Source organism: Acinetobacter sp. CIP 64.2, assembly GCF_000369645.1.
Taxonomy (GTDB): domain Bacteria; phylum Pseudomonadota; class Gammaproteobacteria; order Pseudomonadales; family Moraxellaceae; genus Acinetobacter.
In genome coordinates this window covers 1,443,590-1,468,464 of record NZ_KB850122.1, presented here as the reverse complement: position 1 = coordinate 1,468,464, position 24,875 = coordinate 1,443,590, and the positions used below count along the sequence as shown (strand labels likewise).

At 37.8% G+C, this 24,875-nt stretch carries 21 protein-coding genes and 2 pseudogenes; 14 read left to right on the top strand and 9 right to left on the bottom strand.

Features of this window, described 5'->3' with window-relative positions:
- Nucleotides 1–253: 253 nt before the first annotated feature.
- The 5 genes from F895_RS04130 (at nucleotide 254) to proB (ending at nucleotide 5,798) form a co-directional block, all read left to right on the top strand.
- The gene (locus F895_RS04130; protein WP_005243229.1) at nucleotides 254–1,711 is read left to right on the top strand and encodes a glyceraldehyde-3-phosphate dehydrogenase; all 1,458 of its coding nucleotides are present in this window, start codon (nucleotides 254–256) and stop codon (nucleotides 1,709–1,711) included.
- 137 nt (nucleotides 1,712–1,848) lie between these two features.
- Entirely contained in the window at nucleotides 1,849–2,592 is a 744-nt protein-coding gene (locus tag F895_RS04135; protein WP_026040206.1) for a hypothetical protein, read from the top strand.
- Nucleotides 2,592–3,272, top strand: a complete 681-nt coding sequence (locus F895_RS04140; RefSeq protein ID WP_005243227.1) for a hypothetical protein — start codon at nucleotides 2,592–2,594, stop codon at nucleotides 3,270–3,272. The genes F895_RS04135 and F895_RS04140 overlap by 1 nt, the downstream gene beginning before the upstream one ends.
- Before the next feature lie 159 nt (nucleotides 3,273–3,431).
- The gene (cgtA, locus tag F895_RS04145; RefSeq protein WP_005243226.1) at nucleotides 3,432–4,649 is read left to right on the top strand and encodes an Obg family GTPase CgtA; all 1,218 of its coding nucleotides are present in this window, start codon (nucleotides 3,432–3,434) and stop codon (nucleotides 4,647–4,649) included.
- A gap of 15 nt (nucleotides 4,650–4,664) precedes the next feature.
- Nucleotides 4,665–5,798 (top strand): glutamate 5-kinase, encoded by a 1,134-nt coding sequence (proB, locus tag F895_RS04150; RefSeq protein ID WP_005243225.1) that lies wholly within the window; start codon nucleotides 4,665–4,667, stop codon nucleotides 5,796–5,798.
- Nucleotides 5,799–5,823: 25 nt separating this feature from the next.
- Here proB and F895_RS04155 read toward each other — a convergent pair whose 3' ends face one another.
- The 3 genes and pseudogenes from F895_RS04155 to F895_RS20340 form a co-directional block, all read right to left on the bottom strand.
- Entirely contained in the window at nucleotides 5,824–6,498 is a 675-nt protein-coding gene (locus tag F895_RS04155; protein WP_005243224.1) for an HAD-IB family hydrolase, read from the bottom strand.
- Nucleotides 6,465–7,673 carry a DUF1615 family protein gene (locus F895_RS04160; protein WP_005243223.1) on the bottom strand — a complete coding sequence of 403 codons (1,209 nt, stop codon included), beginning with the start codon at nucleotides 7,671–7,673 and terminating at the stop codon, nucleotides 6,465–6,467. Before F895_RS04160 ends, F895_RS04155 begins: the two co-directional genes overlap by 34 nt.
- A gap of 243 nt (nucleotides 7,674–7,916) precedes the next feature.
- Nucleotides 7,917–8,060 (bottom strand): annotated as a pseudogene (locus F895_RS20340) (pyocin activator PrtN family protein); the annotation flags it as partial.
- Between the two features lie 1,690 nt (nucleotides 8,061–9,750).
- Here F895_RS20340 and F895_RS04165 point away from each other — a divergent pair.
- The 4 genes from F895_RS04165 (at nucleotide 9,751) to F895_RS04180 (ending at nucleotide 12,686) form a co-directional block, all read left to right on the top strand.
- Complete coding sequence (locus F895_RS04165; RefSeq protein WP_005243222.1) at nucleotides 9,751–10,548, top strand: hypothetical protein; 798 nt, start codon at nucleotides 9,751–9,753, stop codon at nucleotides 10,546–10,548.
- 37 nt (nucleotides 10,549–10,585) lie between these two features.
- Nucleotides 10,586–10,867, top strand: coding sequence for a hypothetical protein (locus tag F895_RS04170; RefSeq protein ID WP_005243221.1), 282 nt, complete (start codon nucleotides 10,586–10,588; stop codon nucleotides 10,865–10,867).
- A 362-nt stretch (nucleotides 10,868–11,229) separates the two neighbouring features.
- A complete protein-coding gene (locus F895_RS04175; protein WP_005243220.1) occupies nucleotides 11,230–12,270 on the top strand; it encodes an NAD-dependent epimerase/dehydratase family protein in 1,041 nt (346 codons plus the stop codon).
- Nucleotides 12,271–12,332: 62 nt separating this feature from the next.
- On the top strand, nucleotides 12,333–12,686 hold the full coding sequence (locus F895_RS04180; RefSeq protein ID WP_005243219.1) for a hypothetical protein: 354 nt from the start codon (nucleotides 12,333–12,335) through the stop codon (nucleotides 12,684–12,686).
- A 77-nt stretch (nucleotides 12,687–12,763) separates the two neighbouring features.
- Here the strand turns inward: F895_RS04180 and F895_RS20405 are convergent, their stop codons facing one another.
- Both F895_RS20405 and F895_RS0119070 read right to left on the bottom strand, forming a co-directional pair.
- Entirely contained in the window at nucleotides 12,764–12,898 is a 135-nt protein-coding gene (locus tag F895_RS20405; RefSeq protein WP_005243218.1) for a hypothetical protein, read from the bottom strand.
- Nucleotides 12,899–13,333: 435 nt separating this feature from the next.
- Nucleotides 13,334–14,940, bottom strand: a pseudogene (locus F895_RS0119070) (site-specific integrase).
- Nucleotides 14,941–15,058: 118 nt separating this feature from the next.
- Between F895_RS0119070 and dusB the strand changes: the two are divergent.
- Nucleotides 15,059–16,078 (top strand): tRNA dihydrouridine synthase DusB, encoded by a 1,020-nt coding sequence (dusB, locus tag F895_RS04185; protein WP_026040189.1) that lies wholly within the window; start codon nucleotides 15,059–15,061, stop codon nucleotides 16,076–16,078.
- A gap of 55 nt (nucleotides 16,079–16,133) precedes the next feature.
- Here dusB and oxyR read toward each other — a convergent pair whose 3' ends face one another.
- The 4 genes from oxyR to rubA all read right to left on the bottom strand — a co-directional run bounded on the left by oxyR (nucleotide 16,134) and on the right by rubA (nucleotide 19,498).
- Nucleotides 16,134–17,039 carry a LysR family transcriptional regulator OxyR gene (oxyR, locus tag F895_RS04190; RefSeq protein ID WP_005243213.1) on the bottom strand — a complete coding sequence of 302 codons (906 nt, stop codon included), beginning with the start codon at nucleotides 17,037–17,039 and terminating at the stop codon, nucleotides 16,134–16,136.
- A gap of 6 nt (nucleotides 17,040–17,045) precedes the next feature.
- The gene (gene estB, locus F895_RS04195) at nucleotides 17,046–17,990 is read right to left on the bottom strand and encodes an esterase EstB (RefSeq protein WP_005243212.1); all 945 of its coding nucleotides are present in this window, start codon (nucleotides 17,988–17,990) and stop codon (nucleotides 17,046–17,048) included.
- A gap of 78 nt (nucleotides 17,991–18,068) precedes the next feature.
- Nucleotides 18,069–19,250, bottom strand: a complete 1,182-nt coding sequence (rubB, locus tag F895_RS04200) for a rubredoxin reductase RubB (RefSeq protein WP_005243211.1) — start codon at nucleotides 19,248–19,250, stop codon at nucleotides 18,069–18,071.
- An 83-nt stretch (nucleotides 19,251–19,333) separates the two neighbouring features.
- Nucleotides 19,334–19,498: a rubredoxin RubA gene (gene rubA / locus F895_RS04205; RefSeq protein WP_004678010.1), complete on the bottom strand. Its 165-nt coding sequence runs from the start codon at nucleotides 19,496–19,498 to the stop codon at nucleotides 19,334–19,336.
- A gap of 348 nt (nucleotides 19,499–19,846) precedes the next feature.
- Here rubA and F895_RS04210 point away from each other — a divergent pair, with 348 nt between their 5' ends.
- From F895_RS04210 to cysD, 4 genes are all read left to right on the top strand, one after another.
- Nucleotides 19,847–20,284, top strand: a complete 438-nt coding sequence (locus tag F895_RS04210) for an SRPBCC family protein (RefSeq protein WP_005243210.1) — start codon at nucleotides 19,847–19,849, stop codon at nucleotides 20,282–20,284.
- A 159-nt stretch (nucleotides 20,285–20,443) separates the two neighbouring features.
- Nucleotides 20,444–21,970: a lysine--tRNA ligase gene (lysS, locus tag F895_RS04215; protein ID WP_005243209.1), complete on the top strand. Its 1,527-nt coding sequence runs from the start codon at nucleotides 20,444–20,446 to the stop codon at nucleotides 21,968–21,970.
- Nucleotides 21,971–22,115: 145 nt separating this feature from the next.
- On the top strand, nucleotides 22,116–23,573 hold the full coding sequence (locus tag F895_RS04220; protein ID WP_005243208.1) for a capsule assembly Wzi family protein: 1,458 nt from the start codon (nucleotides 22,116–22,118) through the stop codon (nucleotides 23,571–23,573).
- A gap of 323 nt (nucleotides 23,574–23,896) precedes the next feature.
- Nucleotides 23,897–24,805 (top strand): sulfate adenylyltransferase subunit CysD, encoded by a 909-nt coding sequence (gene cysD / locus F895_RS04225; protein ID WP_005243206.1) that lies wholly within the window; start codon nucleotides 23,897–23,899, stop codon nucleotides 24,803–24,805.
- Nucleotides 24,806–24,875: the final 70 nt, after the last annotated feature.

Here is a 24,875-nt window from a genome sequence, read left to right as displayed (position 1 = left end):
TTTCGCTGAGTACTAAATTTTTTATAAGTAAAATCACTGAATGCATAGGAGAAGTTTCAGCTATTCTGATGATTAAAGTCACTTTTTACCAAAATTCACAAAAATAATTATAGGTATTTTATGAATTTATAGTCAATTAGGACAAAATCTTAGCTCGTTTAGCGGCTTTTGATTCAATCTTGATGATAATTCTATTACAATAATGGCGTTTTAAAAATTCACGCCCAGTATATATAAATTAGAGGACGTAACTGTGAGCAAAGAAACAATCGTTGCCCTACATGCAGAACACCAAGGTCGTTGGAAAAACCGTGAAGAAATCGCGGAACGTATGATTACCCTCATCGGTCAATTATATCGTGAGAAAAATATTGTTGTTTCTGTTTACGGTCGTTCTTTAATTAACCGTTCAGTAATTCAAATTCTGAAGACGCATCGTCGTACACGTATGCTTGATGTTGAACTTTCTGTGGTAAATACCTTCCCGATTTTGGAAGCGTTAATGAAAGTTGACAATATCGGTTCTGCAGAAGTTGATATCGGTAAGCTTGCTGTTGAATACAAGAACCAAGGCGGTGATGTAGACGCTTTTGTTGCACAAGCGGTTGCTTCAATCAAAGGTAATGCTGCTACTGCTGCACCTAAAGATGTTGTTCTTTACGGTTTTGGTCGTATCGGTCGTATCTTGGCACGTTTAATCATCAGCCAATCAGGTTTGGGCCGTGGTTTAAGCTTGAAAGCAATTGTTGTACGTAAATCTTCTGACGGTGACTTGGCGAAACGTGCTTCTTTATTACGTCGTGATTCGATTCACGGTACTTTCGACGGTACAATTTCTGTTGATGAAGAAAATGAAGCAATCATTGCCAATGGTCAATTCATTAAAGTGATTTATGCATCAAGCCCAAGCGAAGTAGATTACACTGCTTACGGTATTGATAACGCACTTCTTATCGACAACACAGGTAAGTGGCGTGATGCTGAAGGCTTAAGCCAACACTTGAAATGTGCAGGCATTGCACGTGTAGTATTAACTGCACCAAGTAAAGGTGAGATGAAGAACGTTGTATTTGGTGTGAACAACGGCGATATCTTAGATGAAGACAAGATCATCTCTGCTGCAAGCTGTACAACCAACGCAATTACACCTGTATTAAAAGTTTTAGACGACAAATACAAAGTATTAAATGGTCACGTTGAAACGGTTCACTCGTTTACAAACGACCAAAACTTAATTGATAACTACCATAAAGCAGACCGTCGTGGTCGTGCTGCAACATTGAACATGGTGATTACCGAAACTGGTGCGGCTAAAGCAGTTGCAAAAGCATTGCCAGGCCTTAAAGGTAAGTTAACAGGGAATTCGGTACGTGTACCTACACCAAACGTTTCACTTGCAATCTTGAACTTGAACTTAGAGAAAGAAATTGATCGTGAAGAAGTGAACGAATACATTCGTCAAATCTCGATCAACTCGAAGCTACAAGGTCAAATCGGTTATACCAACTCAACTGAAGTTGTATCAAGCGACTTTATTGGTTCACGTACTGCAGGTGTTTTTGATGCACAAGCAACAATCGCATCTGGTACGCGTTTAACAGCTTATGTCTGGTACGATAACGAAGTGGGTTATAGCTGCCAAGTATTACGTATTGCTGAACAAATGTGTGGCGTAAGCTATGCGAAAGTTCCTGCTGAAACAAATGCATAATTTGTTCGCACAGCGATAACAAAAAGCCCAGTTTTTAACTGGGCTTTTTTATTGACTGTACAGAATATATGCTGAATTAAACATAAAAATCGATAAGAATAGGGGAAAAGGGAAATAATTAATCAAGGGATAGATCATTGTTGCAGTTCAGACGTTTGTTCGTGGTATTTGCTTTAATTGTGGTTGCCAACTTGTGTGGTGTATACATCGCAATGTGGGTATTTAAGCATTTTAATATTTATATTCCATTGAAGAATCAAGATGTCGCAATTGACTTGCAAGAACCTTTACAGGTTCGGGTCAAAGTTAAAGATGCGCTCAATGTTGATGTGAATGGACGTGTCGATGCCAAGATACCAATTAATGAACAACTGAATATTCCACTCACTCAAACCCTGAAACCACGTGTCTATTTCGATAATATGGTTCCTATCAGTACCACGATTCCTGTTAAAGAAACCATTAAAGTGAACCAAAGTCTGCCGATTGATACCAAGGTTCAGGTTAAAATTCTAGGTCGTGATGTTACTTTGCCATTGAAAGGCTCGATTCCATTGCAACTGGATGTACCGATTGATATTCAAGTTCCCTTACAGCAAAAAGTTCATTTAAAATTTGATGCGCCTGTTCGTACAGAACTGAAAGAAAACTTGAACATTCCGTTGAAAACACAATTAAATGCCAATATTCCAATTCAAGGTAATTTAAATGTCCCGATTACCTCTGAGCTGAATGCTACTGTGGATGTAAAAAATACCTTACCGGTTAAAATTGCGCAGGGCGAGTTAAAAATTCCATTGTCTACCATGTATCTGGATCGGGTCAAAACTCAACCCGTAGAAGTACAAGCTGCTGAACATAATGTAAAAGTAGGTGAATAATGGATATCACCAAATCGTTTAAAAGCTTGTTGATCAGTTTTGTGATCGTCACCACTTTGGTGGCCATCTTGTTTTGGTTCTATTTGAATATTCAGGCGTCATTGATTGTTTCTGCACAGCAGGCGGATATTCGTTTGCCTGAATCATTAGGAACTAAAATTCAGGTGGGAGATCATTTAAGGGTCAAGTCCGAAGGTCAGCTCAAGACGGTATTGGATATTGATCAAACTTTGCACTTGCCATTAAAAGGCAAGTATTTGGCTGATCTAAGTTTTGAGGTGGAGACACCGATCACAGTCAATATTAACTATGAAACCATGTTGAAAGTGGATGAAGTGATGCCGATCGAGACCAGTACGGATTTGATTTATCAAAATAAATTATTGCCTAAGTTTCCTTTGAGTTTGAATATTCCAGTGAAGTTAGATATTCCATTTCAACTGAAACGAACCTATACCGTTCCTGTAAAAATTGTTTTTGATGGGCCGGTTTATTTTGATTTTGATGAGTCAGTTGATTTAGCTGTGAAGCATCAATTTAAGCCAAGCTTTTATATGAATGATGCAATTAATATGAGCAATATCTCTTCTTTCGATGCGATCATGTATAACTCTGTGCAGCAGACTAAAGCGAATTTAGATATGCAAATGCAGTTACCGTTGAAGAATGTAAGACCGTAATTGAGGAGAAAAAATTCTGCTAGTCTGCTGACTAAAGTCATGAAATTGAATATTGAACAAATAATAAATTTAAAAAAAACAATTTGCTGATTTTTCTATTCGAGAATTTTATTAAAATGTGGCAAAATAGTCCGCTTTTAAGAATTTGAGGATTGGCACATGCGCTTTGTTGATGAAGCAGTCATTACCGTAGAGGCTGGCGACGGTGGCAATGGCGTAGCCAGTTTTCGCCGTGAAAAATTTGTCCCTTTTGGTGGCCCAGATGGCGGAGATGGGGGACGTGGCGGAAGTATTTACATCCAAGCAGATGATGATACCAGCACACTTGTAGATTACCGTTATACACGTCGTTATCGTGCAGAACGCGGTAAAAATGGTTCGGGTGCGAATTGTTCCGGCCGTGGCGGTGAAGACGTGATTTTAAAAGTACCTGTGGGTACAACCATTGTGGATACTGAATCTGGTGACATCATTGGTGACTTGATCGCTGATGGTCAGCGCGTAAAAGTTGCGCATGGTGGTGATGGTGGCTTGGGGAATACTCACTTTAAATCATCAACCAACCGTTCACCACGTAAGTGTACACATGGTATCAAAGGCGAATATCGCGAAGTTCGTCTAGAGTTGAAAGTATTGGCAGATGTTGGTTTACTTGGTATGCCGAATGCGGGTAAATCAACCTTTATTCGTGCAGTTAGCGCAGCAAAACCTAAAGTTGCCGATTATCCATTTACCACGATGGTTCCAAATCTGGGTGTAGTCGATGCGGATCGTCATCGTTCATTTGTCATGGCGGATATTCCAGGACTGATTGAAGGTGCAGCAGAAGGTGCAGGTCTGGGAATTCGCTTCCTGAAGCATTTGGCGCGTACCCGTATCCTGTTGCATATTGTGGATGTTCAACCCATTGACGGTTCTGATCCTGCCCACAATGCACGCGCAATTTTAGGTGAATTAGAGAAGTTCTCTCCAACACTGGCAAAACTTCCAGTGGTATTGGTGTTGAACAAGCTTGATCAGCTTCCTGAAGAGTCGAGAGAAGAGTGGTGTCAGCACATTCTTGATGAATTGCAGTGGAAAGGCCCTGTATTCAAAACTTCTGGTTTGATGTCGGAAGGGACTAAAGACGTTGTGTATTACTTAATGGATCAGATCGAGCAGCAACGTGAGCGTGAAGTTGAAGATCCTGAGTATGCAGCAGAAGTGAAAGCATTCCGTGAGCAGCTTGAAGCTGAAACACGTGAACAAACCATCGCAGCAAAAGAAGCATATCGTGCCATGCGTAAAGCTCAGCGTGAAGCTGGTTTGGACGATGATGAAGACTTTGATGATGATGAGGATGAAGGCGATGTAGAAAGCATCTACATTCGTGACTAGTAAACCGAGGGAAAAATGATAGAAGTGGTCGATGGGCAACGTCAGCTCAATGCGTGTAAACGAATCGTTGTTAAAATCGGATCATCTTTACTCACTGCAAACGGGCAAGGTTTAGATTTAAATGCAATTTCGCATTGGGCGAAACAAATTGCAGATCTACACAATGCTGGACATGAGATTATTTTGGTCTCATCAGGTGCAGTAGCAGAAGGGATGGTACGTATGAAACTTGCGAGTCGACCCACTGATCTACCCAGTTTGCAAGCTTGTGCTGCCATTGGTCAAATGGGCTTGATCCATACGTGGTCAAGTGTATTGGATCAACATGGCATTCAAACAGCACAAGTGCTGCTCACCCATGATGATCTAGCCGATCGTCGTCGTTATCTTAACTCTTGTGATGCTTTGCAAAACTTGATTGATTGGCATGTGATTCCTGTCATCAATGAAAATGACACGGTTTCGACCGATGAGATTCGCTTTGGCGATAATGATACCTTGGCTGCAATGGTTGCAGGACAAGTACAAGCGGAATTGTTGATTATTCTGACAGACCAGCAAGGTATGTTTGATTCTGATCCGCGCAGTAATCCGAATGCGAAGCTGTTCTCAGCTGTTCGTGCATTGGATGATGGTCTGTTTGAAATGGCAGGCGGCGGTGGTGTACTGGGGCGTGGTGGTATGGTCACCAAAGTCCGTGCAGCGCGTCTAGCAGCACGATCAGGTTGTCCAACCTTGATTGCCAGTGGTGAAAGTGACAACGTATTAGCACGCTTAATGGCGGGCGAGATGTTGGGAACTTTATTTACCACAGACAATGACCGCGTGACGGCACATCAGCAATGGCTGGCTGCACATTTACAAACCGCGGGTCGTTTGGTGATTGACGATGGTGCGGTTGAAGCGATCAAGCTCAAGCATCGTAGTTTATTGCCTGTGGGCGTTAAAGCAATTGAAGGGCATTTTGATCGTGGTGATGTGGTTGAATGCGTCGATAAAAACGGTGCTCGTATTGCCGTTGGGCGTGTGAATTTTAGTTCGCGTTCAGCAGAAATGATCAAGGGTTTATCGTCGGAAAAGGTGTATCAGGTTCTAGGTGAAGCACGTTCGCTAGAAATGATTCATCGGGATCATATGGCGATTTATTAAATTGTTTTCAATGAAAAAGCCTGCTTTAAGCGGGCTTTTTCATGTCTGCCAGTTCTAATTGTGTACCGTTTAATGAGGGCAGGGCTTGCTTTGTGCCCACCATATAAGCATGGTCTGCTAGAGAAAGCATCTCTAAATCTTCTTCACTATTACCATACGCATAGATACTTTGGTAATTTGCTAAATTGTATTTCTGCAAAATACGTAATTTCTTTTGTTCACAGCTGCAATCTTCTGAGCGATAACGGCCTGTTAAAACGCCATCCTTGATCTCTGTCTGGGTACAAATTAAGTCGATATTCAGTAGTTTACAGATTGAATCTAGGTACAGATCAATAGAGGCGGAAACCAAAACAACATGATCGCCTCGTTGCTGGTGTAGTTGAAGTTGTTGTAGTAAATCTGGATCTAGGTGTTTAATCAGTTTTTGTGCATATTCCTGAGCTAGTTTTTCAACAAAATCGATTGGAATGGCTTTGAACATGGTTTCGAACAGGCGGGGTCGCATCGCATGAGCAGGGTAGAGGCGTAAATAATAGGCTTGAATCCAAGGGAGAATCTTCAAGCCTTTTTTGACAATATGGCGTTTGGAAAGCACAAAGAAAATAAACCCAGTAAAACTATCTCTTGGGTAAAGTGTCCCATCAAAATCAAATAAAGCTAAATTTATAGTCTGATGTGTTTCGCTCTTTGCATGCATGTTTCATATCGTCCATTTACGCGACTGGCGAACCAATTGGTATTATAGTCACGACTGAGTTTAGGGCCTGAAATGATGACTTCAGGCATCATTGCATAAATTGGTTCTTTATTGGTTTTACTTTGATACAGCTTTTGAATGGCTAAATAGGTTTGTGTATCTTCGAATTTTTTCTCTTTCTCTTTTTTTAAATCCGCGCGAATTTGGCGTGGCGTCACTAAAACCTTGTTATTAGTAAAGGCTGCGATAATCTCTTTTTCAGATTGGCTGAGGGTCGATTGTGGGCTACCGTCTTTATTATAAAGCAGTAAATCACCATCCAAATCGAGGTCTTTATTTTGAATTACCTCAACCATTTTTTGAAAAGCGGCATTACGGCTGGAATACATACCTGAGTTGTAATCAGCAAAGCGATAAATGGCTTTATCATAATCGGCAGAATACTCCATCAAGCGATGGATTCCATAATATAAACCACCGTATTGGGTGTAGAGATCATTACGGAGTTCCGCGATATTACCACTTTGGCGCTTATGCTCTTTGGCATAATTAATATGCACTTGCATTGAACCTAATGTCGTAATCGGGTTCATTTTCTCACCGATGTCTTGCCCGACCAACTTGGCTGCACCAGTTAAAGCACTAACATGATAGTGCTTTGACATATAATCAAAAATTTCGCGATAAAGTAAATCAAGTTCACGCTCGGTTTTCACTTTGCGCATTTGGCTCATGTAGTTATTTTCGGGCGATGGCTGGTTTTTTAATACGTCTTCAAAATAACCAGCAACGGTACCACCAATAGTTTCACCCAGTTTGGCTTCAAACTTTTCATTTAGTCGAGTATTGATTTCCTTGACAGCTTTTTCACCCAGCCCAGGTACAGCAGGATCAGCAACAAAATTCGATTCCTGATCGACCACAGCGACAATACTACAGACATTCTGCTTGGTTTTCGGAATATTGAGTTGTTGCATGATATCGAAGATATCTTGCGACCATGATTGGCGGTCATTGACGCGAGGCGGAAGAACTTTGGTAATTTGTTCTGCCTTCATTTCAGGCTCTTTACCATTTGACCACCACGCATTATCACCACAAGCTGCTAAACTTATGCTGATTGCCAAGAGGCTAAATGTCTTGAATAGAGGATGAGTCGAAAACACTTGGTTCATAATGAAACAACACCGCACAAAAAGATGAGCCGAACGGGCGAATGAAGTATACTATGTTGATCAGAAATTGTAAGAAAATATATGTATATTGGTTCATATCAACTGTCAAATAATTTGATTGTTGCTCCGATGGCAGGTGGGATAGATCTTTTTATTATATTTTTATAAAACAATGATTTAATAAAAACCACGTGGTACGTGGTGCAAATATGGTGCACCCGCGCAGATATTTTTATAGAATTATTAGCTGTTCATGGTATTCCAGTCTTGCTTAGCCCCATCTTTTCGGCTGACCATCCATTGAGCTAGGTCCTTGACATGAACATACCATGGCGATCTATCACCGTCTAACCTAAATGTAGGAAATGGAAGGTCACACTTGTTAGCCCGTTTATTTGCCTATTCTATTTTTAAATGCTTCAGATAATCAGGAATAACCTGATCAAGTGGAACAACTGGGCTACGATACTTCCATTGCAGCATCATAAGGGTATCATAAAGCTCGTTATTATTTGGATCTTAAAATTTTCTTGCAGCGCTCATTTAAACACCCTCCAAAAATGCATTTTGCTTAATTAAAACAATTTTTTTAGAACTCATGCCGCCACCTTCAATAACTGATTTCTCATATTTGGAGGTAAACGCTTAACCTCTTGGTTCCTTAGACCATCAAGAAATTGTTGCCCACTTTTTAAATACAACTCAGTAAACATTTAAAAACGATGAATGCAGTGTAAATTCATCGCGTAAGCTTCTTCTTGAACTTCCCATTCTCCTAAAATTTTTCCAGTCAGCTTACCTTTTCTAAATACAATACCGTCCTTTTTGGATAAATTTGAAAATTTTCTGATTAGAGATATAAATAAAAAAAAGACCACTCGGAGAAGCGGTCCTCACTATTAAGTGAAAATTGTGATTAATATGATTCAACATAATCACGTAGTTTATAATTAAAAAAAATATTAATTTACAGTGTTTGTTTTTTGTAAAATTAATGTGTTAAAATAATAAAAAATTAAGTTTTTAAAAAAAAAGAGTTATTACTCGATTAAAAATAGAGTTATTGCTCAATTGTGGGTTGAAATTTGGTTATAATAAACGCTTTTCTATGCAATATTTTTCAAGGTGGAATTTATTTTGACATCTGTTGTTGTAATCATATTTATTAGTGAATTTTGATGCCATCAGTAACCACATTGCTGTTTAGATTAAATGTAAAAATTAATTGCATAGAGCATAAGTATGGGACCACTTTAAACTTTAACGAGGTTTGAGGAATTTAATATGTATATGTGAAATAAAGAAATTTTTTTAAATTTTCAAGTTGTATCAAAAGTTAAATAGATATTTAGAGATGGTTTTCATATTAATAAACTTAGTTTTAAAATTCAAATTGTCGTTATGTGATAATTTTTGCTTAAACCTAGTGTGTGTTAAAGAAAATTATTTATGATTTTTGAATAAAAAAAGATGAAAAATCTGTCTTTAAAAAAGAAGAAAAGTGATAGGTTAAGTTGTAAATTATCACGATAAGATAATGTAATAAAAAAATAAAAACCATATAAATCAATGAATTAAATTTAATTCAATTGTGTTTTTTTGTAATAATTATAAATGAGATGTAATTTCTTAATCTACTAATAAATAATAGTTTTTTTTGAAAAGAATTAAGTTTTTGGTATTTTTTTGTATACAAATAAAAACATTTTAAAAAGATTTTGTAACAGTGTAAAGGGCTTTAATTTCATAGTTTTAACGAAATATTTTAAGAGAAAGATACTGTATTGATTGATTCGAGAGAGTGGTTTTATATGTAAATTATTCTCTTTTAAGTTGAAAATTATTTACTGTTACTAATTGCTTTTCTGAAGGGTGATGCTTTAAATGTATTGTTTTATTAAATCCATTGAAGAGAAAATTTATTTGTAAGTTTTGATATTGGTTTTTGGTGTGGGTAATAATTTAATTGTTATTGATACTAGAGTTGTTAATATTATTGTTGCTACTTTAATTATTGTATGGCTTCATTGCCCTGTTTAATTACTGTGAATCTAAGTTATATTTTGAGAAATGAAAAATGTCTATTAAAATCAGAGTTTTTAATCAAACAAGAGATACAGTAGTTAATAAAATGAAAGTAAGTATAGGTGACAAGCAGTGGAATGAAAATATCGATTTTATTGATCTGCTAAAAGACACTCTTAAAATTCATCCTTTAAATAGACATCCAATAATTGATGCTCTGAATGATGGAAAGATAAGTAGAGAAAATCTAGTTAAAATTCATCTGGAGTATAGATACGCAATAGCTCAAATATTCACAGATGCATTACTTATGGCTCAGTATCAAACTAGGCAATTAGAGCTAAGATTTCAATCTGGTATAAAAATGTATCCGAGATTCTTGCTGGGTTTAAATGTTTTTGAAGAATTTGGATTTAATTTAAATTCAAGGGATTTAAATGATATTGGAAATCCTGATTTGGCAAGATACCCAAAATTTGAAAAAGTACTTGATGAGCTAGAAGTTGGTAGTGATGCTAGAAAAAGATACATACCATCTAAATCAGCAAAAAAAGTTCGTCAATATTTAGAAAATAGTTTTTTTAGTTACACATCAATTCTTGCTTTATTAGCTGTTGTTGAGATGGAAGCATTAATATTTAGTTCACCCTTAAGTAATGCTTTAAAAAATATAGGTATTCATATAGACGGTGGATATTGCCTTGAAGAAGGCGGAGCTAAAGGAGACTTATGGTTTGCTTTAGCACATGCCTGTACAAAAGAAGATTATATAAATATTTATGAAATATGCTTGAAATATTGTGATCTATGGAATGAATTCTGGGATCATCAGCTCAAAATTTGCAATTAGCTTTAGGTTTAATTTCTAATTAAAAAATGGAGTTGGTATGAGCATTGTTATTAAAAGTAATTTGCATAATAAAATATTGAGCCACACTGAAAATGAAAATTTAATATTGCAAGAGGCTTTATCGAATTTTGGTTTGTTTGGAAGCTTAAAACGATACAAAAGTTATGTTTTAATGCAATATAATTTTTATTATGAAATGATTGAAATAAGTTCTATTTATGATGTTCCACGTTTTATTCCAAATGTTAAATGCTATGACAGATTGAAAGCTATTAAGGGGGGATGTAGTAGATTTATTTATTATCTTAGAGAATTATAGACCGCAAAGCCCAGTTTTAATTAATGAATATGAAGCATTAGGTTGGTTATATTTTTCAGAGAAATTGTCACTGTATTCATTAGATTTCTTAAAATGTGCAAAAAATTATTTTTGTCTGTCTGAGAATTTTGGAGCAAGAAATTTAGCAGGAAATAAAGATGAAAGAATGGAGCATTGGGACAGGTTTCTTAATTATGTGAATAATCTGGAGTTAAATTTGGAAAACGAAAATTCTGTAATAGAGGGTACTTTGAATGCATATAGATATTATTTTAATGATTTAAATGAATTCGGGAATACTAAAAATTGAAATTATATTTAATATGCAAAATTATTAGTTTTTTATAAATAAAGAGGTGGAAATGAATATTTTAATTACTGGAAGTAGTGGGAATCTAGGTACGGCCTTATCTATTGTTTGTAAAGAAAAAGGTTATAGTGTTATTGGTGTGGATATAAGAGAATCTACTGAAACTACGCATGTTGGTAATATTCATGATGAGGATTTTATAAATAGCTGTATGACAGGTATAGATGTTGTTTTTCATACAGCAGGCTTGCATAAACCACATGTAGCAACCCATTCAATACATGAGTTTATTGAAACTAATATTTGGGGGACATGTGTTTTACTTCAAAGTGCTAAAGATAAAAAGGTAAAATCATTTATCTTTTCTAGTACTACAAGTGTATATGGTAGTGTTTTATCCCCAGATCAAAGTCTACCTGCAGTTTGGATAAATGAGTCGACTAAGATTGAGAGCAAAAATATTTATGGATTAACCAAGTTGAGTGCAGAAGAGTTATGTAGATTATTTTCTTTGGATAAGAAGATGAGATGTATTGTTCTTAGAAACTCTCGGTTTTTTTATGAGGATGATGATAACAAATTTATTCGTGAAAATTATAATCAGGATAATGTTAAGGTAAATGAATTGTTATATCGTCGAGCAGATATTGAAGATGTTGTTAATGCACATTTAAAGGCAGCTTTTCACTACAATGGTGATGAATATTTCGATAAATTTATCATAAGTAGTACCACACCATTTGTTAAAGATGATTGCAAAGTCTTAAACTGTAATCCATTAAAAATTATAAATAAAATTTACCCAGGTTGTTCTTACATTTACAAGGATAAGGGTTGGAGGTTATTCCCAAGATTTGACCGAGTCTATGATAATACTAAAGCCAGAAAGCTCTTAGAATGGGAACCTAAATATACATTTTCATATGTTCTTGATTGTTTAAAAGAGGGTAAACCTTTTAAAAGTAATCTTGCGGAAAGAGTCGGTTGGATTCAATATCACGATAGCACATTTACAAATATGCCATATCCTGTTTATGAAGGAAATAGTATTTCAAGAATACGTAGGGATAAAGAAACTATAGTTCTTAAATAGTTCCTATTTTTTACCTAAGAATACTGCAATTACAAATATTTTTTACGCCAAGGAGCTTTTTTATGCAACCAATTAAACCTTCAAAAAATGTCGGAAACAAAATAATTTTTGAGAATGAAAAAATTATCCTTTGGGATTTTGAAATAGCTATTGGAGAAGAAACAGAGTTACATACTCATGAAAAAAGTTATATATGGTATACAACTCAAGGTTCGACTTTACAAGTGCTAGACAGAAATAGAGAAAATTGTGGAGTACTTGAGTTACCTACTGGTGGCATTGTTTCCTTAAATGTAAAAGATGATGTTATCGAAATAACTTCTGAAATTGGAAATGGGGCGAAATTGCCTGCTACTCATCTTGCGAAGAATATTGGAAATTCAGTTTATCGTGAAATTCTTTTAGAGTTTAAATGATAATTTATTTCAAATAAAAAACCACCGTTAGGTGGTTTTTTATTACTATTTAATTAAGGTTTTGCTATTCGCTAACTTTAAATAGGTAGTACACAAATTTTAGAACCTGGTGGACAGAAAATTGCATTTTCAGCTTTTTCATCTGCCGCCATTGTTAAAGTTGATGCAGAAAGTAAAGTTAATGATGTTAATAATAAAGTTAGCTTTTTCATTGAAAATTTCCTATTTTGAATAATGTTTGTGATTAATTATCACGTGATTGATATTACAGGTAATATATTTTTTTAGTGTGTATTTTTATATTTTATATTTTATATTATTGTTTGTTTTAAATTTGTTAATTATTTTATAATTATATGTATTTGGATTTAAAAGGCTTTTATTTTTTTGGTAAAAATGAAGATTACAAAAAATAATATTTTCTATTGATGGAAAAGTCTTTCCTTTTTGATTTTTTAAAATAGCTTAACGTAAAATGTTAATGGGAATTTTATCTTTATAAAAAGACTAGTTTTAATATGCAGATTGGTGGTGTTGCTACAATTTTTATGGAAGGTGATTCTATTTAAAACTTACTTGGGTGATTTTTATGCTCGTTATATAATAAAAGCCACATCTTGTGGTGTTTTTATTTATGTAAAAAATAATTAAATAGACTTTTTGATGTGAAAGTTTTCATTAAAATAGTAATCATTGGAAATATTTAACCAAGCATTAAGCTCAGTATTAAACTCTAAAACCCTGTTCTTAAATAGACGAATCACACGATTATTTTTAAATCCAAAATGCGAAGTTTCATCAGTTAAATCAGACCAAATTACATGGCCATGTTCTGCAAACCAATCCTCTCAGGCTATCTGGATTTCTTTGATGTAAAACTCTTGTTTTTCTTTACTCCAAGCAAAAGGGTATTCTGTATTTAACTTTGTTATATGTTTTCGGATAAAGTATTTATTCTGCTTATATTCCTGAATGAAATCATTTATCTGATCCTCTAAGAATTTATAAGGTACAGAGATAGTGTCATCCAGAGCAACCTCAAAGGCTTCAAAAATATCCATGCTTGCGATATTACGCTGCGTTTTATTCCACTCTTTAAAGTGATTGTTATAACTACTCTCAGCAATATTCATAGCTTCAGCAAAATCTAGTCGTTGCTCCCCACGCTTTTTGAGATTCACATATCTTTTTAAAGTATTCCAAGATTCATGCAAAGTGATTGTTTGCAATTGTGGGGTCGTGAACCCTTCTTCAGCGTATCTTGTCGCTGCTTCGTGGCGTATGTCATGGAACCGTAAATCTTCAATACCGAGCTGTTGGCATACTCTTGTAAAGTAACTTGAAACGGTTGCTGTATTTACGAATTAATAGCTTTTCGTTATAACCGAGCTCAAGCATACGCTTACGAGTTTCGGCTTCTATAAACTTTCCAACCAGCATGATAGTTTTTGGCTCAAGGTGGATGTATTTATGGTTTCCTTCAGATCCGTCAGGGTGCTTCGCATCTCGAACTAACCATTGTGCATGGTGTTTATCGTAATCTGGAAGGCATAAAGAGCAGAGTTCATCTTCGCGTCTTCCCGAATAAATAGCGAACCAGATGATCAAATGCATTGGTACCGCATTTTTAATACGCATCCAGCCTTTATAGAAAAAGTTTGTTAAAGCTTGAAGTTCTTCAGAAGTAGGTAGGTGATCCCTGGTCTTACTTTTAGTGACAATACGGGCTTTTCGTAAGTCTGTCATAGATTTATTAGATTCATCAATAACATGTTCAATTTCTTTGCCCCAAACAAAATGGGCATGTAGTAGAACCGCTTTAATGTGGCTTAGTTCTTTTAACGTAGTTGAAGGGGCTACACCATCCGTGCCACGAATCGGGTCACCTTTGCGCCGCATAATTGCAAAATCAGAAAAATCTTAGCGTGTTAAAGAATAGATATTTTTTTCAGAAATCTCTAAACTAGCAATGTGTTTGAGTGCTCCCGTTTTTGTTCTGGCAAAACTATCTGCTTCTATAAGTCATGATAAATTCAGCGAGTGTCGCTTGCTTTAATTCTTCAGCAGGATTAAGCATTTTATCGGGATTTATTTCTATTTCAGCTTCTGTTCTTCTGATCCATTCATTAGCTAATGACTTTTTATTAAAAGTCTTTGATGCATTGTAAACAGGGTAGCCCTCACGCTTAATACGCACCTGTGCACGATATCGAGTTGTACCGTCTGCTTGAGCACGTTTAGTGACTGTTCCCATTAATTTGCACCACAAAGAATCTAAGGTGCAACTAATTAACACCAAAAGTCAAGAATACGCGACTATACGAAGTTATACGAGGCTATAGAAATTGAGTAAAAACAGCACTATTAAAGAATTGTTTGATAAATCAATAGATAAGAAACTTTGGGTCGCTCCGATGGCAGGCGTTACAGATCGGCCCTTTCGGACGCTATGTAAATACTTTGGTGCAGGACATGCGGTCAGTGAAATGATGACTGCTGACAAGACATTGCGCATGAGTAAAAAGAGCTTATATCGAGCCAATTTTGATGGTGAACTCGCGCCAATTTCAGCACAGATTGCAGGCTCTGATCCTGAACAATTGGCGGAAGCGGCACGTTATCAAGTCGCAAATGGGGCACAAATCGTTGATATCAATATGGGATGTCCCGCGAAAAAGGTCTGTAATAAACTTGCAGGCTCTGCATTGCTGCAAGACGAAGATTTGGTCGCACGTATTCTTGATGCTGTAGTGGCAGCTGTGGATGTTCCTGTGACTTTAAAAACCCGTTTAGGCTTTTTAAATGGCCATGAAAATATTATGCGTGTTGCCAAGCGGGCTGAAGAGTCTGGAATTGCAGCATTGGCTTTGCATGGCCGTACCCGTGAAGACATGTATTTAAATACAGCGCGTTATGAGCTGATTAAACAGGTTAAGGAACTGATCGATATTCCATTGATTGCCAATGGCGATATTGATAGTCCGGAAAAAGCCAAATATGTGCTGGACTATACAGGGGCTGATGCCATTATGATTGGGCGTGCGGCTCAAGGTCGTCCTTGGATCTTTCGAGAAATTGCGCATTACCTAAAAACAGGGGAGCATCTTGCTGCGCCTGATATTGCCGAAGTTAAAACAGTATTACTTGGGCATTTGGCGGAACTGTATCAGTTCTATGGTGAATACTCAGGTTGTCGTATTGCCCGTAAACATATTGCTTGGTATACCAAAGGTTTACGCTCAAGCAATGAGTTTCGTCAGAGCATGTATAAAGTTGAAAATACGGCAGACCAAGCCAAGGTCGTCGAGGCTTATTTTGATCAGCTACTGGATCAAGGACAGCGGATGAGTGATGTGCAAGTCGAACTGGTTAATTTATTAGATATCAAGTAATCATTGTTATAGATCTAAAAAAGCCTGTAATGAGATTACAGGCTTTTTTATTGCATTACGCTAAATGCGCTGTGATTTTTTGCAGAATTTGCAAAATCACATCAAACTCACTTTGTAATGGAGTGCTTTTACGTGTAACTAAAGCCAAGGTGCGGCTTGGTGCAGCTTCAATTGATTTCACTGCAATATCTTCATTGAAGTGAATCATACTGTTTTTTAATGCAATCTCTGGCAATAAGGTAAAGCCAAGATCCGAAGAAACCATTTCAACAAGCGTTGGTAATGAGCTTGCTTTTAAGCGGTGATCATTTTTACGCTCACCCACAGGACAGGCACTAAGCGCATGGTCACGTAAACAATGGCCTTCTTCAAGTAACATCAAACGCGATAGATCTAAGTCATCTAGGGAATTTGCATTGGCGGCATTGTTATCTTTCTTGTTGTATACAAGAAACAGATGCTCTTTGGCAATTTCAGCGACTTTTAAACTACGTGTGTCAAAAGGGAGCGCAAGTACAATCATGTCCAGATTGCCGTGTTCTAACTTTTCTACAATTTTCTCGCTTTGTGCTTCATGTAGATGCAGTTGAATTTTTGGCAATTGTTGATGCACTTCTTCAAGCAGTTGCGTCAGAATAAATGGTGCAATAGTTGGGATAATACCAAGATGTAAATCACCTGTTAAAGGTTCACTCATTTCTCGGCTTAAGCGCATTAAGTCTTGGGCATCTGCAAGTAATACTCGTGCTCGAGCCACAACCTGTTCGCCTAGAGGCGTTAGACGGACGTTTTGACGATCACGCTCAACTAAGACGCCACCCAATAAACGCTCTAATTCCATGATGCCACCCGATAATGTTGACTGGGTAACAAAGGAACGACGCGCTGCTTCAGTAAAATGTAAAGTTTCTGACAACGTAACTAAATATGATAGCTGTCTTAATGAGGGTAATGCAGCCATAGTGTCCTAGTGTGATGATCTAAAGTGGTGAGCAAACAAACCACTAAGTTGTGGAATGAAATGTGCAGGAATATCATGCCCCATTCCTTGGATTAATTCAAACTTAGCACCAGAAATTGCTTTTGCAACAGCTTTCCCATGACTTGGCGGTAACAATCGATCTTTTGATCCATGTACAACCAAAGTTGGCTGAGTCATCGTTTTGTTCAATGATAACAAAGAACCCGTACATAATATTGCTAAAAACTGTTGAAGTACACCCGCAGGGTAAAAACTACGACGATATAATTTGCGAATGGTTTGAATTGATTCGACTGGATTGACATAACCGGGTGACCCAATAATCCGGAAAACGTTTAAACTATGATTAATAATTGTTTCTTCATCGTGTGCAGCTGGCTTGCCAAGTAAGCTAAACAATTGCTTGGGATAGGGCGGTGGTAAAAAAGGCTGATTGTTACTGGTGAAGAGTAAAGCCACTTTTTCTATTTTTTCTGGATATTTCGCGGCCACAATCTGTGAAATCATACCGCCCATAGATGCACCAAGCAGGTAAACTTTTTCAAGACCTAATTGATCAATTAACAGGGTAACATCATCGGCCATATCATACAGGGTATAAGGTGCACCTTCATTGCCAAGGCCAAACATGAAGCGACTCATGAGTTTGATTGTGTTGAGCCGTTTTCCCTTATTGCGGATTTTAGAAGATAAACCAATATCCCGATTATCGAAACGAATGACACGGAAACCTTGGTCAATGAGAGCCTTACAAAAGAAATCAGGCCAAAATAGCATTTGTGCACCCAAGCCCATAATTAACAAAATGGTTGGGTGTTCAGGATTTCCTCCAATTTCAACATGCAATTCAATGCCATTACCTAAAGTGACTTTGGTCTCTTGCATAAATGAAGCATAGGGTGACACATTAAATTGAAGCGCACTGTTCATGATATCCGTTCCGAGTTGAATTCTTCTTATGCGTTTGGGAGATACAGAAATTTTTTCTGCAACTCCCGTATTTAAACTTTAAACTTGTGCTGGAATCAAGTCTGGAACCAACTTGGTTAAGCTTAAACGTTGCTTTGCTGCTGTTGCACCGAGAAGCACAAAACCTCTTAATGTGCCTTCGCCGTCAGCCGCTTTGGCCAACATGCCATCCTCGAACTCCTCTGTTTCCCAGTTCACGTCAACGTTTAGGGGAGCTGGTAAAACAGTTAATGGTGCAGCAGGTGTTTTAACTGCAACTGGCATGGCTGGATAGTGTACCGCAGTGCTCTGACCACTCAGGGTTTTTGCTAGAGCACGCGCTTGTTGCATGATTGGCATGACATATGGCAGCAACGTACCATTTACCTCAGCGCAGTCACCTACGGCATAAACATCTACTTGATTGGTTTCCAATAAAGTATTGGTAATGATGCCACGACTGGTTTGAATGTCTGCTGCTTTCGCTAAAGCAATATTTGGCTGTAATCCAATAGCCGATAGTACGATATCTGCAACTAAAGTCTGACCATTGGCTAAAGTGACGGCATAGTCTTCACCGTTATTAATTTTCGTGACTTTTTCAACTGTTGTTGAAAGGGCGAATTTTATGCCTGCTTGTTCTAGATTGGTTTTGAATGCTTCAGCGACATGATTCGGCAGTAGGCGACCCAGAGGTTGTGCTGCAAGATCAATCACGGTTACATCATAATTGCTATGTAACAAGTCATTGGCAAACTCACAACCAATGAGACCCGCTCCTAGAATCACCACACGCTTATCTTTGCGTTTAGCCAGATTTTCACGGAAGTTGCGATAGTCGATGAGTGAGTTCACCACATGAATATCTTCACTGCCATCGCCTGCGATTGCTAAGCGAATCGGATTTGCGCCGACTGCAAGTACCAGTTTTGAATAGGGTTGAGTCAGCGTTTCCCCATTTTTTTCTAATGTGATTTCATGGTTGGCGGCATTGATTTCTTTTACCCAGGTTTCTGCTTCAATGCGCATATTTAGTTGGGTGGCCATTTTGTTGGCATCGCCTAAAGCAATTTGTTCAGGTGCTTTATTGCCTGCAAAGGCATTGGATAATGTTGGTTTTGCATAATTTACCGCATCATCCGCGCAGATCATAACGAGTTCTTGTTCAGGACTCAGTTTACGAAATTCTCGAGCAACGGTATAACCCGCCATACCTGATCCGATGATAACGATAGGATGCATTCTAATCTCCAATATTTTCTTATTTAAAAACAAACGATAGCAAAAAAAAGACCATGATCATTGTCATGGTCTTCTCGATCTATTTAGATTTCAACCATTTCAAAATCAGCTTTTGAAACGCCGCAATCTGGGCAAGTCCAATCATCAGGAATATCTTCCCATTTGGTACCTGCTGCAATGCCGTCTTGTGGCCAGCCTTCTGCTTCGTCGTAAATCCAACCACAAACGATACATTGATATTTTTTCATGTGACTCTCCAAACTGATAGGTATGCTCAAATTGCCTTTCAGTAAAACTATTCCATAATGTCGCTACGATCGCTGCAATAGAACTAACTTGTGTTGATCGGGAGTTAGATTTTTACGCAGAACGCCATTTAAGTAAAGTAAATGCAAGAGTTTAATCATTTATTCAAATAGCGATATGGCTATTCTATCTGAAAGTCTTGTTATTTGAGCAATTGCTCTAATTTTTTACAGCAATATAAATGCTTATGTAATTAAAAATGAATAATCGTATGAATATAGTGTGTATAAAAAATAAACATTCAAGAACAGGTTATGATAAATCACAACAATGATAATGGAGAAAAGTACATGGAAACGCTGTCATATAATATAAAAATTTATGCTACCCCAGAGAAAGTCTGGGAGGTTTTATGGACACCTGAAAGTTATCGGGAATGGACAAAATTCTTTGCTTGCGACTCAACCATGAAAACCGATTGGAAAGTCGGCGGTAAAACCTATTTTAGCGATGGCAGAGGTAACGGTATGGTCTCCACCATTGAAAGTATACAGGTACCCAAAGAAGTTGTTTTTAAACATCTCGGAATGATTAAAGATGGTAAGGAAGATCTGGATAGTGAGGAGGTTAAATCTTGGGCGGGCGTTTTAGAGAAATATATGCTGTTTGATTTTAATGGTGAGACCCAATTACATGTTGAAGTCGATATTCAACCTGAACATGCAGAATTTATTCATCAAGGTTTTGATCAAGGGCTGGCTATCGTTAAACATCTAGCTGAGAAATAAGGGATCAATGTGTGTTTTTCGAGTGGCTCATTGTTGCGTTATCTCGATTCAAAATCTGATAAATCTTGATTTTTTTGAATTGTCTGGTTGAAACAATACGAAAATGGATTGTGATCTGCTATTCTATGTCACTTCTTTTTTTACTTAATCGAGGCAGAGATGACGCAACAAAACGCTCAATCGACTTCTGAACAAACACTTTCCGAAAACGATTTAATCGCACAGCGTCATGCCAAATTAAAGCAAATCCAAGAGACTGCAAAACAAACGGGTAAGAGCCCGTGGCCGAACACATTTAAGCGTGAACACTATACTGGCGATCTGCAAGAACAATTTAAAGATCAAGACAAAGCACAAATTGAAGGTGCTGAAAAAGTTTATGTCAAAGTTGCAGGCCGTGTGATGTTGAACCGTGGGTCATTTATTGTGATCCAAGACATGACAGGTCGTATCCAGCTTTATGTAGACCGTAAAGGTTTGCCAGCAGATATTTTAGAAACCATTAAAAGCTTGGACCTCGGTGATATTATTGCTGCCGAAGGTTATATTGGACGTTCGGGTAAAGGTGACTTATATGTTCACCTTGAAGGTTTTGAACTATTGACCAAATCCCTGCGCCCACTGCCAGACAAATTCCATGGTCTAACGGATACTGAAGCGAAATATCGTAAACGCTATCTAGATTTGATCGTCAACGAGGAGACACGCAAGACCTTTGAAATTCGTGCCAAAGTCGTTGCGGGTATTCGTGCCTTTTTGACCAATGAACGTTTCATGGAAGTTGAAACGCCAATGATGCATGTGATTCCAGGTGGCGCATCTGCAAAACCGTTCGTGACCCATCACAATGCATTGGATATGGAGCTTTACCTCCGTATTGCACCAGAATTATATTTAAAGCGTCTGGTGGTTGGTGGTTTTGAACGTGTATTTGAAATTAACCGTAACTTCCGTAACGAAGGGGTTTCAACACGTCATAACCCTGAGTTCACCATGATCGAGTTCTATCAAGCTTATGCTGACTATAAAGACTTGATGATCTTGACTGAAAACATGCTTGAAAAACTGGCAGTCGATATCTTAGGTACAACTGATGTGCCTTATGGTGAAGAGGTCTATAGCTTCAAAGGTCCATTCAAGAAAATTTCAATGTTTGATGCGATTCTTGAACATAACCCAACCTTTACACCTGAAAATGTCAATGATCGTGAGTTCTTGGCGAAGTTCATTCAAGATGTATTGAAAGAGAAAGTAAAACCAGGATTTGGTTTAGGTAAGTTGCAAACCATCGTATTTGAAGAAACAGTAGAAACTCAATTACGTCAGCCGACATTCATTACGGAATATCCGGCAGAAACTTCACCGCTTGCACGTCGTAATGATGATAATCCACATATTACAGATCGTTTTGAATTCTTTATTGGCGGTCGTGAATTGGCAAATGGTTTCTCCGAGTTAAATGACCCGATTGATCAGGCAGAACGTTTTCAGGCACAGGTTGCTGAAAAAGATGCGGGTGATGATGAAGCCATGCATTATGATGCAGACTTTATTGAAGCATTGGAGTATGGTTTACCGCCGACAGCAGGTCAGGGGATTGGGATTGACCGCTTAGTTATGTTATTTGCGAATGCGCCAAGTATTCGTGATGTACTTTTATTCCCTCATATGCGCCGTAAAGATTAATCTTTTTTGCTTGTAAAAAGACCACCTATTTGAGGTGGTCTTTTTATTTCTACGTTAAAAAATGTAATTGTTTCGTTTGATGATTGAAATGCGAGTGTAAAAAAACGATCATGTGCACATAAATAAATTTGAGAACAGTTTGGACATGCTGCTAAAAAAATCGCTTTATCTCGCATTATTTACGTCTTTTTCTGCGACTACTTTTGCACAAGGCCTTGTTTTAAATGATGCAAATTTACGTACGGACCTAAACTGGCTGAATCAACAAGGTGTGATTCAAATCAGTACATCGACTTGGCCGTTAAGTGGTGATGAGGTTAAGCGTGCTTTATCTCAAGCAAAAGTCAATAACAGTGCACAGCAGAAAGTTGTCAATTCTGTCATGAGTGCGCTGCAAGCTGATAATGAAACAGTGAAAATTGGCTTACATGCAGGTACTGATCTCAAGCAAATTCCACAAACCTTTGGTGATAACCAGAAATCTCAATACCAGGCAGCTGTCGAGTTTAATGCGGGCGGTGAGAACTGGGATGCAAAGTTACGAGTTAATGGTGAAAAAGACCCTTTGATTGATAATGGTCATGATGCGAATGTTGAAGGCTCATATATTGCGGGGAAACTCTGGAATCAATGGGTAATTGCGGGCCAAATCCCAACGTATTGGGGACCAGGGCATGACGGAAGTTTGATTCGTGGTGATGCAAGCCGTCCAGTCTATGGGGTGACGGTACAACGTGCAGTACAAAACGCTTTTGAATCTAAGTGGCTTTCTTGGATTGGCCCTTGGCAATATCAAGCATTTGTAGGGCAGTTGGATGATTATAAGGCTGTGCCTAACACTAAGCTACTTGGCTTACGTTTTTCTGCTCAACCATTGCCTTATCTTGAATTAGGGGCTTCCCGAGCAATTCAAATTGGCGGTAAAGGTCAGCCAAATAGCTTTAAAGCGTATTGGAATGCAATGATTGGTAATGACAATGGTTGTGATGACAGTACATGTATTGGTGATAATAACGCTTCAAACCAAATTGCTGGTTTCGATGGTCGTTTATTACTCCAACCTTTATTCAATGTGCCAGTAAGTTTATATACTCAATTTGTCGGTGAAGATGAGGCGGGTGGATTGCCGGCAAAATACCTCTATTTAGCAGGTGCTGACTTCTCATCGAATTATAAAAATATGCCTTATCAGCTTTATGCTGAGTGGGCGGATACTCGAACTAATGGTGAAGTGAGAGGAGTTTCTTATAGCCATCACCAATATACAGATGGTTACTATCAACATGGTTTCCCGTTAGGTCATTCGATTGGCGGTGATAGTCAAATGTATTCGTTGGGTGGCGATATTCGTTTTGATGTGATGAACCGTCTCAGTGCGCGTGCGCTTTATGCGAAGGTCAATCAATCAAACTTGGCAATTAATGCCGAATTTCCAAAAGAAGATACAGTGAAGGGTGTGGATTTAACCTGGACACACTATATCAAACCAACACTTCCATTAAAAATTAATGGTTGGGTGAGTGACTCTGATTTAAATGGTCGTGATGGCGGTGTTTCAGTCGGTGTTGAAATTCCATTGGAAATGAAGATGTTCCGTTTCTAAGCGATATTAATCGATCAATGAGAAGTCCGTTAAGGGCTTCTTTTTTTATTAATTCACGTGAAATTGGGTCTATTGTTATTCTCAAATCTTATTTTCATATCATAATTTTGCATATTGATATGAAAAAACAAGCTAAAGAACTGAATCTAAATTATTATAATGAATAACCTTTACTCAGTAGTTCATTCTACTACAAGTAAGAATATCGATATCATGAAAAATTGGAGTTGTTATGGCACTCGTTCCTCCACACAGTCTTCAAAGTGGTGGTGTAATTCCACTTATAGATTTTATGGATAGCATGGATAAGGGGGAAATTGTACATGACTGAAAATAGATTAACGCACCTCAAACAACTTGAGGCAGAAAGTATTCATATTATTCGCGAAGTCGCAGCTGAATTTGAAAACCCTGTGATGCTTTACTCGATTGGTAAAGATTCAGCGGTGATGTTACATCTCGCTTTGAAAGCATTCTATCCAGCGAAACTTCCATTCCCGCTACTACATGTAGATACTGGTTGGAAGTTTAAAGACATGATCGCTTTCCGTGACAACATGGCAAAAACCCATGGTTTCGATTTGATCGTACATCAAAATGTCGAAGGTCGTGAGGCTGGGATTAACCCGTTTGATCACGGCAGCTCAAAATATACCGACATTATGAAAACACAAGGTTTAAAACAAGCTTTGGACAAGTATCAGTTTGATGCTGCGTTTGGCGGCGCACGCCGTGATGAAGAAAAATCACGTGCCAAAGAACGTGTTTATTCATTCCGTGATAATAAACATCGTTGGGATCCTAAAAACCAGCGTCCAGAACTTTGGAATCTGTATAACGGTAAAGTGAACAAGGGTGAAAGTATTCGTGTCTTCCCATTGTCGAACTGGACTGAATTAGACATTTGGCAGTATATCTATCTGGAAAATATTCAAATCGTTCCTCTTTATTTCTCTGCGGTTCGTCCAGTGGTCGAGCGTAGCGGTACCTTGATCATGGTGGATGATGAGCGTATGCGTTTAAAAGAAGGGGAAGTTCCACAAATGAAATCGGTACGTTTCCGTACGCTTGGCTGTTATCCACTCACGGGTGCAGTTGAGTCTGAAGCAGATACCTTGCCTGAAATTATCCAAGAAATGCTTTTGGCAACCAGCTCAGAGCGTCAAGGTCGTATGATTGACCATGATGAGGCGGGCTCGATGGAAAAGAAAAAGCAAGAAGGTTATTTCTAATTTCCTTAAGCAAGTCCCTCTTTTAAAAGAGGGATTTAGGGAGATTAAAAGCGATTTCTAAAGAATATGT